This window comes from Pseudomonas sp. FP818 (assembly GCF_030687335.1).
Classification (GTDB): domain Bacteria; phylum Pseudomonadota; class Gammaproteobacteria; order Pseudomonadales; family Pseudomonadaceae; genus Aquipseudomonas; species Aquipseudomonas shahriarae.
On the sequence record NZ_CP117427.1, the window covers coordinates 4,647,044 to 4,666,819 of the forward strand.

Here is a 19,776-nt window from a genome sequence, read left to right on the forward strand (position 1 = left end):
CAGGGAGCAGATTCCTGCGTCATCATGGGCCACTTTTGTATGGCAGCCCACAGGACGCCCAATGAATCTGCCTCCCCGTCAGCAACAAATCCTCGAACTGGTTCGCGAACGCGGCTACGTCAGTATCGAGGAAATGGCGCAGTTGTTCGTTGTTACCCCGCAAACCATCCGCCGCGATATCAATCAGTTGGCCGACGCCAATCTGCTGCGTCGCTACCACGGCGGCGCCGCCTATGACTCCAGTGTCGAAAACACCGAGTACGCCATGCGTGCCGACCAGATGCGCGATGAAAAGCAGCGTATCGGCGAAGCCATTGCCGCACAGATCCCCGATCATGCCTCGCTGTTCATCAATATCGGTACCACCACCGAATCCATTGCCCGGGCGCTGCTCAACCACAGTCACCTGAAGATCATCACCAATAACCTCAATGTCGCCATGATGCTCAGCGCCAAGGACGACTTCGACGTGCTGCTGACCGGCGGCAATGTACGCCGTGACGGCGGCGTGGTGGGCCAGGCCAGCGTGGACTTCATCAATCAGTTCAAGGTCGACTTCGCCCTGGTGGGTATCAGCGGTATCGACGAGGACGGCAGCCTGCTGGACTTCGATTACCAGGAAGTGCGGGTTTCCCAGGCGATCATTGCCAACGCACGCAAGGTGATCCTCGCGGCGGACTCCAGCAAATTCGGGCGCAACGCCATGATTCGCCTGGGGCCGATCAGTTTGATTGATTGCCTGGTCACCGATCAGCAGCCGGTGCCGGCGCTGGTGCAGTTGTTGAGCCAGAACAAGATTCGCCTGGAAGTCGTCTGAGCGCCCCCTGAGCTCGCTGGCGCCTGGACCTGCGCCATCGCGGGCAAGCCCGCTCCCACAGGCGCGGGCTTGCCCGCGATGGCGGCCCAGGGCCACAACTCTCTTGAGCCAGCACCCGGCTCAATGTTCACAATTTTTCCTTTTCCCGCCCTTCGATGAGTTTTTTCAATCGAAGTCAGCTGGCTGTGCCCGCGTTTATGAGCTACCATTTTCGTAAATGAACATTAATGTTCGAATTCCAATATTAAAAAAGATCGCGAGGCCAGCCGATGACCCCTTCTACCTTGCCTGCTCCACCCCTTGCCGAAGTCTATGATGTTGCCGTGATTGGCGGCGGGATCAATGGTGTAGGCATCGCGGCAGACGCAGCCGGTCGCGGCCTGTCGGTATTCCTTTGCGAAAAGGATGACTTGGCCAGCCACACCTCGTCTGCCAGCAGCAAGCTGATCCATGGCGGCCTGCGCTATCTTGAACATTACGAATTCCGCCTGGTGCGCGAAGCCCTGGCCGAACGCGAAGTGCTGCTGGCCAAGGCCCCGCACATCGTCAAGCAGATGCGTTTTGTGTTGCCCCATCGCCCGCACCTGCGCCCGGCCTGGATGATCCGTGCCGGCCTGTTCCTGTACGATCACCTCGGCAAGCGCGAGAAACTTGCAGGCTCCAAAAGCCTGAAGTTCGGCGCCGACAGCCCGCTGAAAAGCGAAATCACCAAGGGCTTCGAATACTCCGATTGCTGGGTCGACGACGCGCGCCTGGTTGTACTCAACGCCATGGCCGCCCGGGAAAAGGGTGCACATATCCACACCCAGACCCGTTGCGTCAGCGCCCGTCGCAGCAAGGGCCTGTGGCACCTGCACCTGGAGCGCGCCGATGGCAGCCTGCTGTCGATACGCGCCAAGGCTCTGGTGAACGCGGCCGGCCCATGGGTTGCCAAGTTCATCAAGGATGACCTCAAGCTCGATTCGCCGTATGGCATCCGTCTGATCCAGGGCAGCCACCTGATCGTGCCGAAACTGTACGAAGGCGCCCATGCGCACATCCTGCAAAACGAGGATGGGCGTATCGTCTTCACCATTCCGTACCTCAATCACCTGACCATCATCGGCACCACCGACCGTGAGTACACCGGCGACCCCGCGAAAGTGGCGATCACCGAAGGTGAAACGGACTACATGCTCAAGGTGGTCAACGCCCACTTCAAGCAGCAGTTGAGCCGCGACGATATCGTGCACACCTATTCCGGCGTGCGCCCGCTGTGCAACGACGAGTCGGATAACCCGTCGGCCATTACCCGCGACTACACCCTGGCACTGTCCGGCAGCGGCGAAGAAGCGCCGATCCTGTCGGTGTTCGGTGGCAAGCTGACCACTTACCGCAAGCTGGCCGAGTCGGCCCTGGCGCAACTGGCCCCCTACTTCCCGCATATCAAGCCGAGCTGGACCGCCAAGGCCAGCCTGCCCGGCGGTGAAGACATGAGCACGCCGGAAGCCCTGGCCACCGACATTCGCAGCAAGTTCGAGTGGATCCCCAGCGAGATCGCCCGCCGCTGGTCGACCACCTATGGCAGCCGCACCTGGCGCCTGCTCGAAGGCGTGCAATCGCTGGCCGACCTGGGCGAGCACCTGGGTGGCGGCCTGTACACCCGGGAAGTCGACTACCTGTGCGCCGAGGAATGGGCGACCCAGGCCTACGACATCCTGTGGCGGCGCACCAAACTCGGGCTGTTCACCACCCCCGAGGAGCAGGAGAACCTGCAGCTTTACTTGGTCAAGGTCGAACAGAACCGCAGCAAGATCGAAGCAGCCTGATGCATCCAGCCCCTGCGCCGAAAGGCCCAGGGGCTTTTTTATGGACGTCTTGATGTGAAATGCGATCAATGTGGGAGCTGGCTGGCCTGCAACAACGGGCGGTGATCGCCGGCAGCCAATGCCTACAGATTCGGTTTTCCGAACGTGGTAACGCCACCTATTCGGTTTGCCGGATTTAAACACCGGATAAACCTCGTCATATAAAGTTAATCGCCATATAAATCATACAGTTAGACTTTTAATCAGAGTCTGGCACGACTCATGCTCTACACTTGGTACGTGTTTGTCTGAGATGCTTCAGGAGCCGTCACAGGCATTCGCTGTATCGAAAGAGCCGTCCAGGCTTCATAAAAAAAACAAATGTCGAGGAAGTATTGATGCGTATCGTTCCCCATATTTTGGGCGCAGCTATCGCTGCTGCTCTGATTAGCACTCCAGTCTTCGCCGCCGAACTGACCGGCACGCTGAAGAAAATCAAAGAGTCGGGCACCATCACCCTGGGCCACCGCGACGCCTCCATTCCGTTTTCCTACATTGCGGATGGTTCGGGCAAACCAGTGGGCTACTCCCACGACATTCAACTGGCCATCGTCAAAGCTGTCGAGAAAGACCTCGGCATGAAGGAAGGCGAGCTGAAGGTCAAATACAACCTGGTCACTTCGCAAACCCGTATCCCGCTGGTGCAGAACGGCACCGTGGACGTTGAGTGTGGTTCCACCACCAACAACGTTGAGCGTCAGCAGCAAGTCGACTTCTCCGTCGGCATCTTCGAAATCGGTACCCGTCTGCTGTCCAAAAAGGACTCGACCTACAAGGATTTCGCTGACCTCAAGGGCAAGAACGTCGTGACCACCGCCGGCACCACGTCCGAGCGCATCCTCAAGTCCATGAACGCTGACAAGCAGATGGGCATGAACGTCATCTCCGCCAAAGACCACGGTGAGTCCTTCCAGATGCTGGAAAGCGGCCGCGCCGTTGCCTTCATGATGGACGATGCGCTGCTGGCCGGTGAAATGGCCAAGGCCAAGAAGCCTACCGACTGGGCCGTGACCGGCACGCCGCAATCCTTCGAAATCTACGGCTGCATGGTTCGCAAAGGCGATGCACCGTTCAAGAAGGCTGTGGATGACGCTATCGTCGCTACCTACAAGTCTGGCGAAATCAACAACATATACACCAAGTGGTTCAGCTCGCCGATCCCACCAAAAGGCCTGAACCTGATGTTCCCGATGAGCGACGAACTCAAGGCCCTGATCGCCAATCCGACCGACAAAGCAGCCGACGACAAAACGGCTGAAAAAAAGTCCTGATTCCGAACTAACCTTATCTCCTGAGGGAGCCAACCCTCCCTCAGGCGTCTGTTACTACCTGCTGGCATTATTATTTGGAACACTCGACCTGGCGGTTTCCGAGCCGATCGCGTGTGCCTGACGTTCACCGTCAGGCGGGAATGGATCTTCCCCAAGCGGGTGCTTGTACATCGATTGATTTCGGGGGAGACCCTAATGAATTACAACTGGGACTGGGGCGTATTCTTCAAGTCCACCGGCGTGGGCAGCGAGACCTATCTCGACTGGTTCATCTCCGGTTTGGGCTGGACCATCGCCATCGCCGTCGTGGCCTGGATCGTCGCCTTGCTGCTGGGTTCGATACTGGGGGTGATGCGCACGATGCCTAACCGCCTCGTAGCCGGCATCGCCACCTGCTATGTGGAACTTTTTCGTAACGTGCCACTGCTGGTACAGCTGTTCATCTGGTACTTCCTGGTGCCCGACCTGCTGCCGCAAAACCTGCAGGACTGGTACAAACAAGACTTGAACCCAACCACCTCGGCCTACCTGAGCGTTGTCGTGTGCCTGGGCCTGTTCACCGCCGCCCGCGTATGTGAACAAGTGCGTACCGGTATCCAGGCGCTGCCCCGTGGCCAGGAAGCCGCCGCGCGCGCCATGGGCTTCAGCCTGTCGCAGATCTACTGGAACGTGCTGCTGCCCCAGGCCTACCGGATCATCATTCCGCCGCTTACCTCGGAATTCCTCAACGTGTTCAAGAACTCCTCCGTGGCGTCCTTGATCGGCCTGATGGAACTGCTGGCGCAAACCAAGCAGACCGCCGAGTTCTCGGCCAACCTGTTTGAAGCCTTCACCCTGGCCACGCTGATCTACTTCACCCTGAACATGAGCCTGATGCTGCTGATGCGCCTGGTCGAGAAGAAAGTCGCTGTGCCCGGCCTGATTTCCGTGGGGGGCAAATAATGGAATTTGATTTCAGCGGCATTATCCCGGCCATGCCTGGCCTGTGGAACGGCATGGTCATGACCTTGAAGCTGATGGTCATGGGCGTGGTCGGCGGTATCGTTCTCGGTACTATCCTGGCCTTGATGCGCCTGTCCTCCAGCAAACTGCTGTCCAGCCTGGCCGGCGCCTATGTGAACTACTTCCGCTCGATCCCGCTGCTGTTGGTGATCACCTGGTTCTACCTGGCGGTGCCGTTCGTGTTGCGCTGGATCACCGGCGAAGACACGCCAATCGGTGCGTTCACCTCCTGCGTCGTGGCCTTCATGATGTTCGAGGCGGCGTACTTCTGCGAAATCGTGCGGGCCGGCGTGCAGTCGATCCCCAAGGGCCAGATGGCTGCGGCACAAGCGATGGGCATGACCTACGGCCAGACCATGCGCCTGATCATCCTGCCCCAGGCGTTCCGCAAGATGACCCCGCTGCTGTTGCAGCAGAGCATCATCCTGTTCCAGGACACCTCGCTGGTCTACACCGTGGGCCTGGTGGATTTCCTCAACTCCGCCCGTTCCAACGGCGACATTATCGGCCGCTCCAATGAGTTCCTGATCTTTGCCGGTGTCGTCTACTTCATCATCAGCTTTGCCGCCTCGCTGCTGGTCAAGCGTCTGCAAAAAAGGTTTGCCGTATGATCTCTATCAAGAACATCAACAAGTGGTATGGCGACTTCCAGGTGCTGACCGATTGCAGCACCGAGGTCAAAAAAGGCGAAGTGATCGTGGTGTGCGGGCCCTCCGGCTCGGGCAAATCCACCCTGATCAAGTGCGTCAACGCCCTGGAACCGTTCCAGAAAGGTGACGTTGTGGTCGATGGCACCTCGATTGCCGACCCGAAGACCAACCTGCCGAAACTGCGCTCGCGCGTAGGCATGGTGTTCCAGCACTTCGAACTGTTCCCGCACATGACCATCACCGAAAACCTGACGGTTGCGCAGATCAAGGTGTTGGGCCGCAGCAAGGCAGAAGCCGAGAAGAAAGGCCTGCAATTGCTGGAGCGTGTAGGTCTGTCGGCACATAAGGACAAGCACCCGGGCCAACTGTCCGGCGGCCAGCAGCAGCGCGTGGCGATTGCCCGTGCTCTGGCAATGGACCCGATCGTCATGCTGTTCGACGAACCGACCTCGGCCCTGGACCCGGAGATGGTCAACGAAGTACTGGACGTGATGGTGCAACTGGCCCAGGAAGGCATGACCATGATGTGCGTGACCCACGAAATGGGCTTCGCCCGCAAAGTGGCCGACCGCGTGATCTTCATGGATGCCGGCAAGATCATCGAAGACTGCCCTAAAGAAGAGTTCTTCGGCGATATCAGCGCCCGTTCCGAACGTGCGCAGCACTTCCTCGAGAAAATCCTGCAGCACTAAGCACAACACAGCGTCCACTGTAGAAACCGGGCACTGTGGGAGCGGGCTTGCCCGCGATTGCGGCATATCAGTCAACCTCTGTGGCTGACCTACCGTCATCGCGGGCAAGCCCGCCCCCCACACCGGTCCAGGCAAGCGCTGGTTGACCCAAGGCATCTGTGATGAAATGCGACCCCACCCTCTATCGCGCCGCACCGCCATCCCTTGCCGTGAAGCCTCGTCTGATTCGCCAGCTGTTCCTGCCGCCCCTGATCATCCTGTTGATGATCGGCCTGGGTTTTATCGGCTTCTGGACCAGCGAGCATTACGGCATCCGGACCCTGGGCGAGAACGGCGAGCGCCAGCTGGAGCTGCATGCGCGCACGGTCGAGAGTGAGATCAGCAAGTACACCTACCTGCCCAGCCTGCTGGAGCTGGAATCCAGCGTCTCCAAACTGCTGGCCGACCCGAACCCGGAACACCGGCAAAGGGTCAACGAATACCTCGAAGGCCTGAACCGGCGCAGCCGCAGTCGGGCGATTTATGTGATGGACACCACCGGCCGCGTGATGGCCACCAGTAACTGGCGCGATGTCGACAGCTACCTCGGTGAAGACCTGTCGTTCCGCGCCTATTTCCAGAATGCCGTACGTGGCCAGCCCGGCCGTTTCTATGGCATCGGCAGCACCAATGGCGAGCCTGGCTACTACCTGGCCCATGGCCTGGAAGAACACGGCAAGATCATTGGTGTCGCAGTGGTCAAGGTGCGCCTCGAAGCGCTGGAAGAACGCTGGCAGCGCGCGCGTCTGGAAGCCTTTGTCAGCGACGAGAACGGCATCATCATCCTCTCCAGCGACCCGGCACGCCGGCTCAAGGCGGTGCGCCCGCTGAGCGACGATACCAAGGAGCGCCTGGCCCGCAGCCTGCAATATTACTGGGCGACCCTCAACGAACTGCAACCCCTGGCCCGCGAACAGCTCGACACTGGCACCGAAAAGCTGACCTTCCCGGCCAACAGTGAAGTGGTGGCCGACGACCGGGAAGTCACCTACCTGGCCCAGACCCGGCCCCTGAACGACACACCGTGGAATTTCACCCTGCTCACCCCGCTCAACGACCTGCGCCAGGCCGCGATCAACCAGGGCATCCTCGTTGCGGTGGCCTTTGCCCTGGTGGCGTTCCTGCTGATTGCCTGGAATGAGCGGCGCAAGGTAATCGCCACACGCCTGGCCGCCCGCGAGGCCCTGCAGGAAGCCAACAACCAGCTGGAGCGGCGGATTGCCGAGCGCACCACCGACCTGCGCGCCAGCAACGAACGGCTCAAGGCGCAGATCCGCGAGCGGCGCCAGGCCGAAGAAACCCTGCGCCGGGCCCAGGACGAATTGGTCCAGGCCGGCAAATTAGCGGCCATCGGCCAGATGTCCACCAGCATCGCCCATGAACTGAACCAGCCGCTGGCGGCCCTGCGCACCTTGTCCGGCAATACCGTGCGCTTCCTCGAGCGCGGCGCCCTGGATACTGCCAGCACCAACCTCAAGACCATCAATGAACTGATCGACCGCATGGGACGCATCACCGCCAGCCTGCGCTCGTTTGCCCGGCGGGGCGACGACCAGGGCGAAGCCAGTCTGGGCAAGGCCGTGGATGCGGCGTTCCAGGTCCTGGGCAGCCGCCTCGACAGCCTGCCGCTGACCGTACACCGTCAGTTCAGCCAGGCCATGTTGCAGATCGACCAGACGCGCCTGGAGCAAATCCTAGTCAACCTGATCGGCAATGCCCTGGACGCGATGCACGCCCAACCCGCCCCGCAGCTGTGGCTGGAAAGTGACATCAGCGAAGGCAAATACCGCCTGCGGGTGCGGGACAACGGGCATGGCATCGACCCTGAGACCCGCAAGCATTTGTTCGAACCCTTTTTCACCACCAAACCCGGCGAGCAAGGCTTGGGCCTGGGCCTGACCCTGTCGGCCAGCCTTGCCGCAGCCACCGGCGGCAACCTGGCCGTCGAGCATCCGGCCGCTGGTGGTACAGCCTTTGTCCTGAGCCTGCCCCTGGCAGGCCATCAACCCGGCGAGTCGATATGAACAGCCAACCCAACACCGAGCTGACCGTGCTGATTGTCGAAGACGATCCCCATGTGTTGCTCGGCTGCCAGCAAGCCCTGGCCCTGGAAGATATTCCCAGCGTCGGCGTGGCCAGTGCTGAAGAGGCACTCAAGCGCGTCGGCGAGAACTTTGCCGGCATTGTGATCAGTGACATCCGCCTGCCCGGCATTGACGGCCTGGAGCTGTTGACCCGCCTCAAGGCCCTGGATAAAAGCCTGCCGGTGGTGCTGATCACCGGCCACGGCGATATTTCCATGGCAGTGGGTGCGATGCGCAACGGTGCCTATGACTTCATGGAGAAACCCTTTTCTCCGGAGCGCCTGGTGGACGTGGTGCGCCGCGCCCTCGAACAACGTGGCCTGGCCCGGGAAGTCTGGGCGCTGCGCCGGCAACTGGCCGAGCGTGACTCCCTGGAAGGCCGGATCATCGGACGATCGCCGGCGATGCAGAACCTGCGCGAGTTGATCGCCAACGTCGCCGACACCTCGGCCAACGTGCTGATCGAAGGCGAGACTGGCACCGGCAAAGAGTTGGTCGCCCGCTGTCTGCACGACTTCAGCCGCCGCCACGCCCACCAGTTCGTCGCCCTGAACTGCGGCGGCCTGCCGGAAAACCTGTTTGAGAGCGAGATTTTCGGTCACGAAGCCAACGCCTTTACCGGTGCGGGCAAACGGCGGATCGGCAAGATCGAGCATGCCCACGAAGGCACGCTGTTCCTCGACGAAGTGGAAAGCATGCCGATGAACCTGCAGATCAAACTGCTGCGGGTCTTGCAAGAGCGCACCCTGGAGCGCCTGGGTTCGAACCAGAGCGTGGCGGTGGATTGCCGGGTGATTGCCGCGACCAAGTCCGACCTCGACGACTTGAGCCGCGCCAACCAGTTCCGCAGCGACTTGTACTACCGCCTGAACGTGGTGACCCTGGAACTGCCACCGCTGCGCGAGCGTCGCGAAGATATCCTGCAGTTGTTCGAACACTTTCTGCAGCAATCATCCCTGCGCTTCGACCGCATCGCCCCGGAGCTGGACAACCAGACCCTGTCCAGCCTGATGAGCCATGACTGGCCCGGCAACGTACGTGAACTGCGCAACGTCGCCGAACGTTTTGCCCTGGGCCTGCCCGCCTTCAAGAAAAGCGGCGCCAGCCCCGACAACCATGGCCTGGCCTTTACCGAAGCGGTGGAAGCCTTTGAACGCAACCTGCTCAGCGACGCCCTGCAACGCAGCGGCGGCAACCTGACCCAGGCCAGCCAGGAACTGGGAATGGCCAAGACCACCCTGTTCGACAAGGTCAAGAAATACGGCCTGAGCCACTAAGGAGTCATGCGTGGATTTAGTCTTCAAGGCCGCCCTCGGAGCGGCGGTGGTGTTGCTCCTGGCGGTGCTGGCCAAAACCAAGAACTATTACATCGCCGGCCTGGTGCCGCTGTTTCCGACTTTTGCACTGATCGCCCACTACATCGTCGGCAAGGGCCGCTCGGTGGACGACCTGAAGACCACCATTGTGTTCGGCATGTGGTCGATCATTCCGTACTTTGTGTACCTGGCGACGCTGTATGTGATGGTCGACCGCATGCGCCTGGAGGCCTCCCTGGCGGTGGCCGCAGTGGCGTGGCTGATGGCGGCGACGGTGCTGGTGAGTGTGTGGATTCGAATTCACGCCTGACACTCCACGGCTCCACTGTGGGAACTGGACCCACTCGGTACACCCATAAAACCGAGTTGCCTGCATCGCAGCCTCGCTAAAGCTCGACAGCTCCCACATTTGATCCCTGTGATTCCCCAATCCCTTATGGGAGCTGTCGAGCCCCGGCGAGGCTGCGATGGGATCGACTCGGTACATCTGCAAAACCCAGCTGCCTGCATCGCAGCCTCGCTAAAGCTCGACAGCTCCCACATTTGATCCCTGCGATTCCCCAATCCCTTGTGGGAGCTGTCGAGCCCTGGCGAGGCTGCGATGGGATCGACTCGGTACACCTTTAAAACCCAGCTGCCTGCATCGCAGCCTCGCTAAAGCTCGACAGCTCCCACATTTGATCCCTGTGATTCCCCAATCCCTTGTGGGAGCTGTCGAGCCCCGGCGAGGCTGCGATGGGATCGACTCGGTACATCTGCAAAACCCAGCTGCCCGCATCGCAGCCTCGCTAAAGCTCGACAGCTCCCACATTTGATCCCTGTGATTCCCCAATCCCCTGTGGGAGCTGTCGAGCCCTGGCGAGGCTGCGATGGGATCGACTCGGTACACCTTTAAAACCCAGCTGCCTGCATCGCAGCCTCGCTAAAGCTCGACAGCTCCCACATTTGATCCCTGCGATTCCCCAATCCCTTGTGGGAGCTGTCGAGCCCTGGCGAGGCTGCGATGGGATCGACTCGGTACACCTTTAAAACCCAGCTGCCTGCATCGCAGCCTCGCTAAAGCTCGACAGCTCCCACATTTGATCCCTGTGATTCCCCAATCCCTTGTGGGAGCTGTCGAGCCCCGGCGAGGCTGCGATGGGATCGACTTGGCACACCTGCAAAACCCAGCAGCCTGCATCGCAGCCTCGCTAAAGCTCGACAGCTCCCACCTTTGCTCAGTGTGCCTCCCCAATCCCCTGTGGGAGCTGTCGAGCCCCGGCGAGGCTGCGATGGGATCGACTCGGTACACCTGCAAAACCCAGCTGCCTGCATCGCAGCCTCGCTAAAGCTCGACAGCTCCCACATTTGATCCTTGTGATTCCCCAATCCCCTGTGGGAGCTGTCGAGCCCCGGCGAGGCTGCGATGGGATCGACTTGGCACACCTGCAAAACCCAGCTGCCTGCATCGCAGCCTCGCTAAAGCTCGACAGCTCCCACATTTGCTCAGTGTGCCTCCCCAATCCCCTGTGGGAGCTGTCGAGCCCCGGCGAGGCTGCGATGGGATCGACTCGGTACACCTGAAAAACCCAGCTGCCCGCATCGCAGCCTCGCTAAAGCTCGACAGCTCCCACATTTGCTTATGTGTGGCTCCCAGGGCTCAGCGTACGATTTTGTCGATTTGGATCCCAAGCTTTTTCAAGCGGTACCAAAAGCTGCGTTCGGAGATGCCAATCCGCGACGCCGCAGCCGCCTGTACGCCATTGCTCTCCTGCAGGGCCGCGAGGATGTAGGCCTTTTCCACCTCGGCCAGCGCCGCGTCCAGGTCCTGGGGCACGCCTGGGCCTTCGCTGAGGATTGTCGTCACATCCCGCTCGGTCGGCTGAGACGCGAACAGGTAGGCCGGCAGGTCGATATCTTCAATCACCGGGCTGGAGGCGACGATGGTCGCGCGCTCCACGCAGTTTTGCAGCTCGCGGATGTTCCCCGGCCAGTTGTAGGCGGCCATGGCCTGCAAGGCGTCGGGGCTGAAGCCGGTGATGCGTTTACCGGCGTTGGCACTCAGGCTGCGGGCAAAGTGGCGGGCCAGCGGGGCGATGTCTTCGACGCGCTCGCGCAATGCTGGCAGTGGGATCGGGAACACATTCAGGCGGTAGTAGAGGTCTTCGCGAAACTCCTTGTTCGCCACCGCTTCCAGCAGGTTCTTGTTGGTGGCGGCGATCACCCGCACGTCCACCTTGCGCTCACGCGGGTCGCCGACCGGCTCGATCACCCGTTCCTGCAAGGCGCGCAGGATCTTGGCCTGCAACGCCAGGGGCATATCCCCCACTTCGTCGAGAAACAGCGTGCCCTTGTCGGCCTGCATAAAGCGCCCTACCCGGTCGGCCACGGCGCCGGTAAACGCGCCCTTGCGATGGCCGAACATTTCGCTTTCCAGCAAGCCTTCGGGGATCGCGGCGCAGTTGACCGCCACAAAAGGCTTGTCTGCACGGTTGCCATGCTTGTGAATGGCGCGGGCGACCATTTCTTTGCCGGTGCCGCTTTCGCCGGTCAACAGGATGGTGGCGTTGCTTTCACGCACCGAATCCACCGCCTGCAACACTCGGCGAAACGCCGGGCTTTCCCCGACCAGGCTATCGAACTGGGCATGTTCATCGAGTTCGGCACGCAGCCGTGCGTTGTCGCGCATGATGTCGCGAAACTGCAAGGCCTTGGCCACGGTGATGTCCAGCTCGTCGATATCGAAGGGCTTGGCAATGTAGTCGTAGGCACCGTTACGCATGGACTGCACGGCATTTTTCACGGTGCTGTAGGCCGTCATCACGATCACCGGCAATTGCGGGTAGCGCACCTTGATCTCGGCCAGCAGTTGCGGGCCGTCCATGCCGGGCATGCGCCAGTCGCTGATCACCAGGTCGATGTCCTCCTGCTCCAGCACCTTGAGCGCATGCAGGCCATTGCCCGCGATAAACACCTGGATATGGTTCTGGCTCAGGGCCGACGACAGCAAATCGCAGAGCTTGGGCTCGTCGTCGACCACCAATATGTTATGTGTCATGACTGTCCTCGTCGTCGCCGTCATCTTCACCGTTGGCCGGAATGTACAGGCTGAAGGTGGCGCCGGCATCTTTCTCGCTGGTGCATTCGATGCTGGCGTCGTGACTCTCCATGATTGAATAGACTTTCGCCAGGCCCAGGCCGGTGCCCGAGGCCTTGGTGGTAACAAAGGGGGTAAAGATCCGCTCGATCATTTCAGGGGGGATGCCCTGGCCGCTATCGCTGATGCTGATCACCGTGTAGTGATCGACACGGCTGATGCTCAAGGTCAGGCGCCCGCCCTGGGGCATGGCGTCGATGGCGTTGAGGATCAGGTTCAGGCACGCCTGCTTGAATTGCTTGGCGTCCACATACAGGGTCGCACCCGGCGCCTGGTCGTCGAGATGGGCGTCGATGGCGTGGCTGGCCAGCTCCGGCGCGCAGAAACCGAGGATTTCTTCCACCAGCGGCCGCGCCGGTTGCTGGCTGCGCAGCGGTTCGCTGGGCTTGGCGAAGTCGAGGAAATCGGTGATCAGGTCATTGATCCGGCTGACTTCGCTGATCACGTATTCCAGGTGGCGCTTGTCGGTCTCCGGCAGGTCCGTGCGACGGTGCAGCAGTTGGGTCGCGGTCTTGATGATGCCCAGCGGGTTGCGGATTTCATGGGCCAGGCCCATCGCCACTTCGCCCAGGGCATGCAGGCGGTCGCGGCGGCGCAGTTGGGCTTCGAGGTGATGCAACTCGCCCAGGCGCTCGGTCATATGGTTGAAGGTGCTGCTCAATTGCGCCAGTTCGTCACCGCCGGTGACGGCCACGCGGTGCTGGTAGTTGCCGCTGATCACCGCGCTCACCCCCTGGGACAATTCGCGCAGTGGCCGGGACAGGTGCCGGGAGACCAGAGCACACCGGCCCCCAGGGACAAAGCGGAACTGAGCAGGAAGATCAGCACAAACAGATTGCTCTGGTTCACCAGCCCCACCAGGCTGGTGTGGCGCAGCAGGCCGCTGAAGATCACGCCCTGCAACTCGCCGGTGTCATTGAAGATCGGCCAGTACAGGCCACTGTAGTTGCTGGTGAACTGTTCACTGGGCTGCTTGGTGCTGCGCAGGAGGGTTTCCACGGATTTCGGCACGCGGGTCGGGTGGTCTTCAAAACGCTGGGTGGAGAAGATCTCCGAGAAGCCTTCGGTATTGGCCAGGTACAGACGCAAGTCCAGGGAGTGCACCTCGGCGACGCTGGTCAGGAAGCTGCTGTCCAGGTAGGTACCGACCAACAGTTCGTAGTCGACGCCATCCTGGCTGGTCTCGAACGAGGAAATCACGGCCCCGGTGGCCGCGCCGCCGACCTGCACGGTTTGCAACACGGCATTGGGAGCGAGGCTGATTTGTTTCACCACATCCTCGCCCACGGTGCTGAACATCACCTTGCGGTCACTGCTACGAATCAGCGTGACCACGTCAATATCAGTGGCGCGGGCAATGTCCGCGATCAAACGGTCATGACGCATCGCTTCATGGCTGGAAGGCGGACGCACATACCGCAGGAAGATCTGCGCCACACGGGCGTTGTCGTGCAGGATGTCGCTGACTTCATCCTTGACGATGCGGGTCGACTCTTGCAGCCAGATGCGCACATTGCTGTCGAAAATCTGCGACAGGGTGGTGGCCGCCAGCTCGGCGGCGATCATGGTAGGGATCACCGTCACCAACCAGAACGCCAACACCAGCTTGCGCTGCAGGCTCCAGCGGGAAATGGCAAATGGGCGGGCTTTCTGACGGGTTTTGGCGATCATCGGGTTTCGCTTATTGCAGCAGCCATGGCAGGGTCGGATCGGTCCGGGCGAATAAACACTTTTACCAGCTTGAGCAGGGTATCGAGCAGCCGGTTGCGGTGCTGGAAGAACAGCGTATTGCCGGCGAACTCACAGCCCAGGCGTAGCTTACTGGCATACCCGGCCTGCCCGCACTCGTACAACGCAATATTGTGCTCGATGCAGTAGTCGACGTTGGTCAGCCAACTGCGAAAGTACAGGTTATGTTCGCGGCTGTGGGCCAGGTCGTGGGCAAAGAACTTGTCGATCAGCCGGTGCTGGTCCAGCAGCACCAGGTTGAACGCCACCAGTTGCCCATCCACCCAGTAAAGTACACAGCGCGCCCGTTGTTCAAGCTGGGCGAGCACCTGGCTGAAATAACCGGCAGGCAGGCGCTCGAATTGCAGGTCGGCGCGAGCCAGCGTGGCTTCGTAGAGGCGCATGATATCCGGCAACACATCATCGACATTGTCCCGCCACTCCACCTGTGGCCCCGGCGCACGCAGCTTGCGCCGCAAATCCTTGCGCGTGGATTTGCCCAGGGAGCCCAGATAGGCATCCACCGAGCCGTAGGGCAGCGGCAGCAGCCCGGTAGGCAGGCTCGGCATGCTGTGCAGGCCGACGGTCTTGCAGCTGTCGGCCCAGTCCTGATCCAGGCTTGGCGCGTCCTTGACCGCCAGCAGGCCGATGCCGAATGCATCGGCATCCCGACGCGCGGCGACCAGTAATTGCTCCAACAGCGCACTGCGGCGCGCAGCGGGCACATGGCTGGCGACACCGGCATGGCATTGCTCGGCCACCGGCGAGCCGATGGCATACAAGCCCAGGCGCAACGCTCCCGGCCACCAGCGTTCCAGGCGCTGGGTAAAGCGTTTGGCGATGCCCGACACGGTGGTATCGAGGCGGTAATGGGTGATGAACGCCGGGGCGACGGCCAGCAGTTGCCCGTCCTCATAGAGGGCCAGGTAGCGCCACTGGAAGTCGTCGATGGCAGCGTTTTCTACGGCGACGTAGTAATCCCAATCCTCCAACGCCAGGGGAAAACAGTCATTCCAGGCACTGCGTTCGATGGCGTGGATGCTCGGGAAGGTGTGTGCGGTGATCACATCGGAATATCCCTGTAAGTGCTCCTGTGGGCGCTGTCTCGCCCCGTGAGGCTGCGATAGCGGTGGCTCAGGCAACATCAATGTTTACTGTGCCGCCGCCAGCGCGGGCTCGCAGAACGAGACATCGCCCATTTTTGAACCGGTGTGTTGCTCGATAAAGTCGGCACTCAACTCGATCACCCGGCGGTATTGCAGGTCGACGGTGATCATGTGATAGCAGTTGTCCAACAGGATCTTGGTCACCGGCCCCCCCAGGTGGCGTTCCACGTAGTCGGCGTTCCAGCGGCTGGTGATGTCGTCCTCGATGGAGTGCAGCACCAGCGCCGGGGTCTTGATCGACGGCATGCGTTTCTTCACCACCGCATTCATCCAGTGCAGCTCGCGCACGGTGACGCCTTCCATGGTCAACAACCCGGCCTCGCTGCTCTCGCCCTCTTTCATCTGCCGCTCGACGATGGCCCGCAGGCGTTCGTTCTTGATGCCGTAGGGCGGTTTCTCGGTAAAACGGAACAGGCGCACACCGAACGGAATACGGATCAGCAACGGCGTGATGAAGGCAAATTTGTTGATGCTCCAGCCGTCGTACTTGAGGGTCGTGGAGTACATCAGCAACCCGGCGACCTGGCCCGGAAACTCCGAGGCCAGGTACATCGACATTACCGCGCCCATGGACAAGCCACCGACGAACACCTGCGCATGGCGCTGCTGCACGCCGACAAAGGTCTTGCGCACGCCCTCGTACCAGTCGCGCCAACCGGTGGCCTGCAGGTCTTCGTTGCCCCCGCAGTGCCCGGCCAGGGTCGGCACATACACGGTGCAGTTGCCCTCCTTGGCCAGGCCCTGGGCCACCCGACGCAACTCGGTCGGGGTGCCGGTCAGGCCGTGGATCAACAAGACCCCGACCGGACCGTTGCCGAGAACGAAGCCGGCGTTGCCTTCGCCGAGATCGATATCGGCCTGGTTCACCGCTTCATCGCTCGGGTCAGCAGTTGCTCCAGCAGCTTCAAGCCCAGGTCGATTTCCGGGTAGCTGATTTCCAGGGACGGCGCCAGGGTGATCACGTTCTTGTAGTAGCCGCCCACATCGAGGATCAGCCCGAGTTTCTGGCCGTCTACCAGCATGTCGCCTTTCATGCCCTCGTCAACCATGTAGTCCAGGGTCGCCTTGTCCGGGGTGAAGCCATCGGGACCGCAGATTTCACAGCGCAGGGCCAGGCCCAGGCCATCGACGTCGCCGATGATCGGGAAGCGCTTTTGCAACTCTTGCAGGCCTTCGAGGAAGTATTTGCCCTTGGCCATGACCATCGCGCCGTAGTCGACTTCGCTGGTCATCTTGAACATTTCCAGGCCCACCGCCGTACCCAGCGGGTTGGAGGCGAAGGTGGAGTGGGTGGAACCCGGCGGGAAGATTTTCGGGTTGATCAACTCTTCCTTGGCCCAGATGCCGCCCAGGGGGTTGAGGCCGTTGGTCAGGGCCTTACCGAACACGATCACGTCCGGCTGCACATCGAAGTGCTCGATCGACCACAACTTACCGGTGCGCCAGAAGCCCATCTGGATCTCATCGACCACCATCAGGATGCCGTGCTGGTCGAGCACCTGCTTGAGTTCGCTGTAGAAGTTCATCGGCGGGATCACGTAGCCGCCAGTGCCCTGGATCGGCTCGACGTAGAACGCTGCGTACTCGCTCTGGCCGACTTTCGGGTCCCACACACCGTTGTATTCCGTCTCGAACAGACGGGCGAACTGCTGCACGCAGTGGCTGCCGTACTCTTCCTTGGTCATGCCCTTGGGACCACGGAAGTGGTACGGGAACGGGATGAAGTTGGCGCGCTCGCCAAAGTGGCCGTAGCGGCGACGGTAGCGGTAGCTGGAGGTGATGGACGACGCACCGAGGGTGCGCCCGTGGTAACCGCCCTCGAAGGCGAACATCAGGCTCTTGCCGTTGGTGGCGTTACGCACCACCTTCAGCGAGTCCTCGATGGACTGCGAACCGCCGACGTTGAAATGCACCCGACCATCGAGGCCGAATTTTTTCTTGGCATCCACCGCGATCATTTCCGACAGCTCGATCTTGCCCTTGTGCAGGTACTGGCTGGCGATTTGCGGCAGGGTGTCGATCTGCTGTTTCAGCGCATTGTTCAGGCGCGGGTTGGCGTAACCGAAGTTGACCGCCGAGTACCACATTTGCAGGTCGAGGTAGGCCTGGTCTTCGGTGTCCCACACGTAGGAGCCTTCGCAACGGCTGAAGATACGCGGCGGGTCGATGTAGTGGACGGTGTCGCCGTAGGAGCAGTATTTGGCTTCTTTATCCAGCAGAACCTGGTCTTCGGCGGTAGCGATACGGATATCAGACATGATGAAAGAGTTCCTGATTTTCGGAAGTGAAATGGGTGGCGTTGGCGGCGATGCCCTGGGGCAGCCTGGCCAGCAAGGCCGGCAGTTCGGCAAAGGTGTCGAAGCGCAGATGGGGGATGGCGTGGGTCTGGCAGTACTGGGCCAGGCTGCCCTTGGCGAAAACAAAATCGGCGGTGGTCGAGACGCACATATCGGACTTGCCGTCGCCGATCACCAACACCCGTTTGTTACGCGGGGTGGACTTGCATTTGCAGTTGCCCGAGGCCGCGCGACAAGCGTCGCTGGCATGGGGGAAGTCGATGCGCCAGCTGTTCTGGTCAACCTGGCGCAGGCGGTTGGCGATGATCGGCAGCAGGGTCACGTAGTTGCGCGAAAGGATCCGCGCGATGCCTTGCTCGATGCCGTCGCTGACCACTTCAAGGGACGCGCCCAGGCCAAGGACATGGTCGACGAAGTCCGGGAAGTCCGGGTCGATCTCAACGGTGTCGAAATACGCCAGCAGTTCGGCCGGTGTCGCCTTGATCAATGCCAGTTGGCGGCTCAGGCATTCGCGGGAACCGATATGGCCGTCCAGCCATTGTTGCTCGATGGTTTCCCACTCGGGGCCGGCGAAGCGTTGGAGAACATTGTCGATGACATCGGTGGGTGTGATGGTCCCATCGAAGTCACACACGATATGCCAGTCATTCATCTGCGTTTACCTTGGAGATGACAGCGCGGATGCGCTTGTACCAGGGTTAGAGCAGGGACTGTGCCAAGTGCACAAAACCCAATGGGGCCGGGGTTCTGCCCCATGTCACGGTGAAATACCCAGTGCCCAAGCTACAATTTTTGTAGGTCGCTACAAACAACATGAGTGCTTGCGTGGGGCCCTGCGCCTGCGCGTTCATGCGCGCATATTTTGCAAGAGGAGCAAGCAATATGTTCAGGGTGACTTCGCGGGTATTCGCCGGCGTCCTGGGGCTGTGGATGGGTTCGGCAGCAGCGGCCGACATCAGCGGCGAGGTGGGCCTGGGCCTGAGCTATCAGCCACGGGAACCCGCCGCCAGCCGCTATCAGACCGTGCCGCTGCCCTACTTCGACCTGGATTGGGGAGATGTCAGCCTCGATACCGATGACGGCCTGACCTGGAGTGCGCTCAACAGCAATGGCTTGAGTGCCGGGCCGTACCTCAATTACCTGGCGGGACGCACGGCCAACGGGCCGCTGAAGGGCCTGCGGGATGTATCGGACATGGCCGAGGTCGGCGGGTTTATCCAGTACGCGCCAGCGGACTTCTGGCGGGTCTACGCGCAACTGGGGCGGGCCGTGGGCGGTGCCCGCGCGCAAAGCGGCGTGCTCGGCAAGCTCGGCGGGGAACTGGGTTACCCGTTGGGCGGCGCTGTGATTGGCAGCACGGGGCTGGTCGCGCATTTTGCCGATGGCCGCCAGACCCAGACGTTTTTCGGGGTGGATGAGCAGGAAGCGGCAGGCTCCGGGATTCGCCCGTACAACGCCAGCGGCGGGTTCCAGAACCTGACACTGACCCAGAGCGTGCAGATTCCCCTGGCGCCCAAATGGTCGTTGCTGGCCAGTGCCAGTTGGGTGCATCTGCTGGGGTCAGCGGCGGACAGCAGCATCGTGCGCCAGACCGGCGAGGTGAACCAGGGGCAGGTGCAGACGGCGATCAGCTACACCTTCGATTGATTGTGTGGAAGCGGGCTTGCCCGCGATAGCATCACCGCGGTGTAACTGATACACCACGGCGCCTGCATCGCGGGCAAGCCCGCT

At 61.1% G+C, this 19,776-nt stretch carries 15 protein-coding genes and 1 pseudogene; 10 read left to right on the forward strand and 6 right to left on the reverse strand.

Features of this window, described 5'->3' with window-relative positions:
* Nucleotides 1-61 precede the first annotated feature (61 nt).
* The 9 genes from PSH80_RS21130 to PSH80_RS21170 all read left to right on the forward strand — a co-directional run bounded on the left by PSH80_RS21130 (nucleotide 62) and on the right by PSH80_RS21170 (nucleotide 10,028).
* Nucleotides 62-817 carry a DeoR/GlpR family transcriptional regulator gene (locus tag PSH80_RS21130; protein ID WP_057438366.1) on the forward strand — a complete coding sequence of 252 codons (756 nt, stop codon included), beginning with the start codon at nucleotides 62-64 and terminating at the stop codon, nucleotides 815-817.
* A 269-nt stretch (nucleotides 818-1,086) separates the two neighbouring features.
* Complete coding sequence (gene glpD, locus PSH80_RS21135) at nucleotides 1,087-2,625, forward strand: glycerol-3-phosphate dehydrogenase (RefSeq protein ID WP_057958601.1); 1,539 nt, start codon at nucleotides 1,087-1,089, stop codon at nucleotides 2,623-2,625.
* A 377-nt stretch (nucleotides 2,626-3,002) separates the two neighbouring features.
* Nucleotides 3,003-3,935 (forward strand): glutamate/aspartate ABC transporter substrate-binding protein, encoded by a 933-nt coding sequence (locus PSH80_RS21140; protein WP_029295166.1) that lies wholly within the window; start codon nucleotides 3,003-3,005, stop codon nucleotides 3,933-3,935.
* Between the two features lie 195 nt (nucleotides 3,936-4,130).
* On the forward strand, nucleotides 4,131-4,877 hold the full coding sequence (locus PSH80_RS21145; protein ID WP_057438362.1) for an amino acid ABC transporter permease: 747 nt from the start codon (nucleotides 4,131-4,133) through the stop codon (nucleotides 4,875-4,877).
* Nucleotides 4,877-5,548: an ABC transporter permease subunit gene (locus PSH80_RS21150; RefSeq protein WP_057958599.1), complete on the forward strand. Its 672-nt coding sequence runs from the start codon at nucleotides 4,877-4,879 to the stop codon at nucleotides 5,546-5,548. The genes PSH80_RS21145 and PSH80_RS21150 overlap by 1 nt, the downstream gene beginning before the upstream one ends.
* Nucleotides 5,545-6,279 (forward strand): amino acid ABC transporter ATP-binding protein, encoded by a 735-nt coding sequence (locus tag PSH80_RS21155; RefSeq protein ID WP_057438360.1) that lies wholly within the window; start codon nucleotides 5,545-5,547, stop codon nucleotides 6,277-6,279. Before PSH80_RS21150 ends, PSH80_RS21155 begins: the two co-directional genes overlap by 4 nt.
* A gap of 161 nt (nucleotides 6,280-6,440) precedes the next feature.
* Nucleotides 6,441-8,342 carry a sensor histidine kinase gene (locus PSH80_RS21160; protein WP_057958598.1) on the forward strand — a complete coding sequence of 634 codons (1,902 nt, stop codon included), beginning with the start codon at nucleotides 6,441-6,443 and terminating at the stop codon, nucleotides 8,340-8,342.
* Between the two features lie 56 nt (nucleotides 8,343-8,398).
* A complete protein-coding gene (locus PSH80_RS21165) occupies nucleotides 8,399-9,679 on the forward strand; it encodes a sigma-54 dependent transcriptional regulator (protein ID WP_233093252.1) in 1,281 nt (426 codons plus the stop codon).
* A 10-nt stretch (nucleotides 9,680-9,689) separates the two neighbouring features.
* Complete coding sequence (locus PSH80_RS21170; RefSeq protein WP_057438356.1) at nucleotides 9,690-10,028, forward strand: GlpM family protein; 339 nt, start codon at nucleotides 9,690-9,692, stop codon at nucleotides 10,026-10,028.
* 1,329 nt (nucleotides 10,029-11,357) lie between these two features.
* Here PSH80_RS21170 and PSH80_RS21175 read toward each other — a convergent pair.
* The 6 genes and pseudogenes from PSH80_RS21175 to PSH80_RS21200 form a co-directional block, all read right to left on the reverse strand.
* Complete coding sequence (locus PSH80_RS21175; protein ID WP_057958591.1) at nucleotides 11,358-12,755, reverse strand: sigma-54 dependent transcriptional regulator; 1,398 nt, start codon at nucleotides 12,753-12,755, stop codon at nucleotides 11,358-11,360.
* Nucleotides 12,745-14,525: pseudogene (locus PSH80_RS21180) on the reverse strand (ATP-binding protein). Before PSH80_RS21180 ends, PSH80_RS21175 begins: the two are co-directional and overlap by 11 nt.
* Nucleotides 14,522-15,649: a GNAT family N-acetyltransferase gene (locus tag PSH80_RS21185; protein ID WP_186625557.1), complete on the reverse strand. Its 1,128-nt coding sequence runs from the start codon at nucleotides 15,647-15,649 to the stop codon at nucleotides 14,522-14,524. Before PSH80_RS21185 ends, PSH80_RS21180 begins: the two are co-directional and overlap by 4 nt.
* Nucleotides 15,650-15,733: 84 nt before the next feature.
* Nucleotides 15,734-16,615: a carboxylesterase gene (locus PSH80_RS21190; RefSeq protein WP_057958588.1), complete on the reverse strand. Its 882-nt coding sequence runs from the start codon at nucleotides 16,613-16,615 to the stop codon at nucleotides 15,734-15,736.
* Complete coding sequence (locus tag PSH80_RS21195) at nucleotides 16,612-18,006, reverse strand: aspartate aminotransferase family protein (protein WP_057438348.1); 1,395 nt, start codon at nucleotides 18,004-18,006, stop codon at nucleotides 16,612-16,614. The genes PSH80_RS21190 and PSH80_RS21195 overlap by 4 nt, the downstream gene beginning before the upstream one ends.
* Nucleotides 17,999-18,697, reverse strand: a complete 699-nt coding sequence (locus tag PSH80_RS21200) for an MtnX-like HAD-IB family phosphatase (protein WP_198817977.1) — start codon at nucleotides 18,695-18,697, stop codon at nucleotides 17,999-18,001. Before PSH80_RS21200 ends, PSH80_RS21195 begins: the two co-directional genes overlap by 8 nt.
* 230 nt (nucleotides 18,698-18,927) lie before the next feature.
* On the opposite strand from PSH80_RS21200, the gene PSH80_RS21205 reads away from it, so the two are divergent.
* Nucleotides 18,928-19,692: a MipA/OmpV family protein gene (locus PSH80_RS21205; RefSeq protein ID WP_198817978.1), complete on the forward strand. Its 765-nt coding sequence runs from the start codon at nucleotides 18,928-18,930 to the stop codon at nucleotides 19,690-19,692.
* The last annotated feature ends 84 nt before the right edge of the window (nucleotides 19,693-19,776 follow it).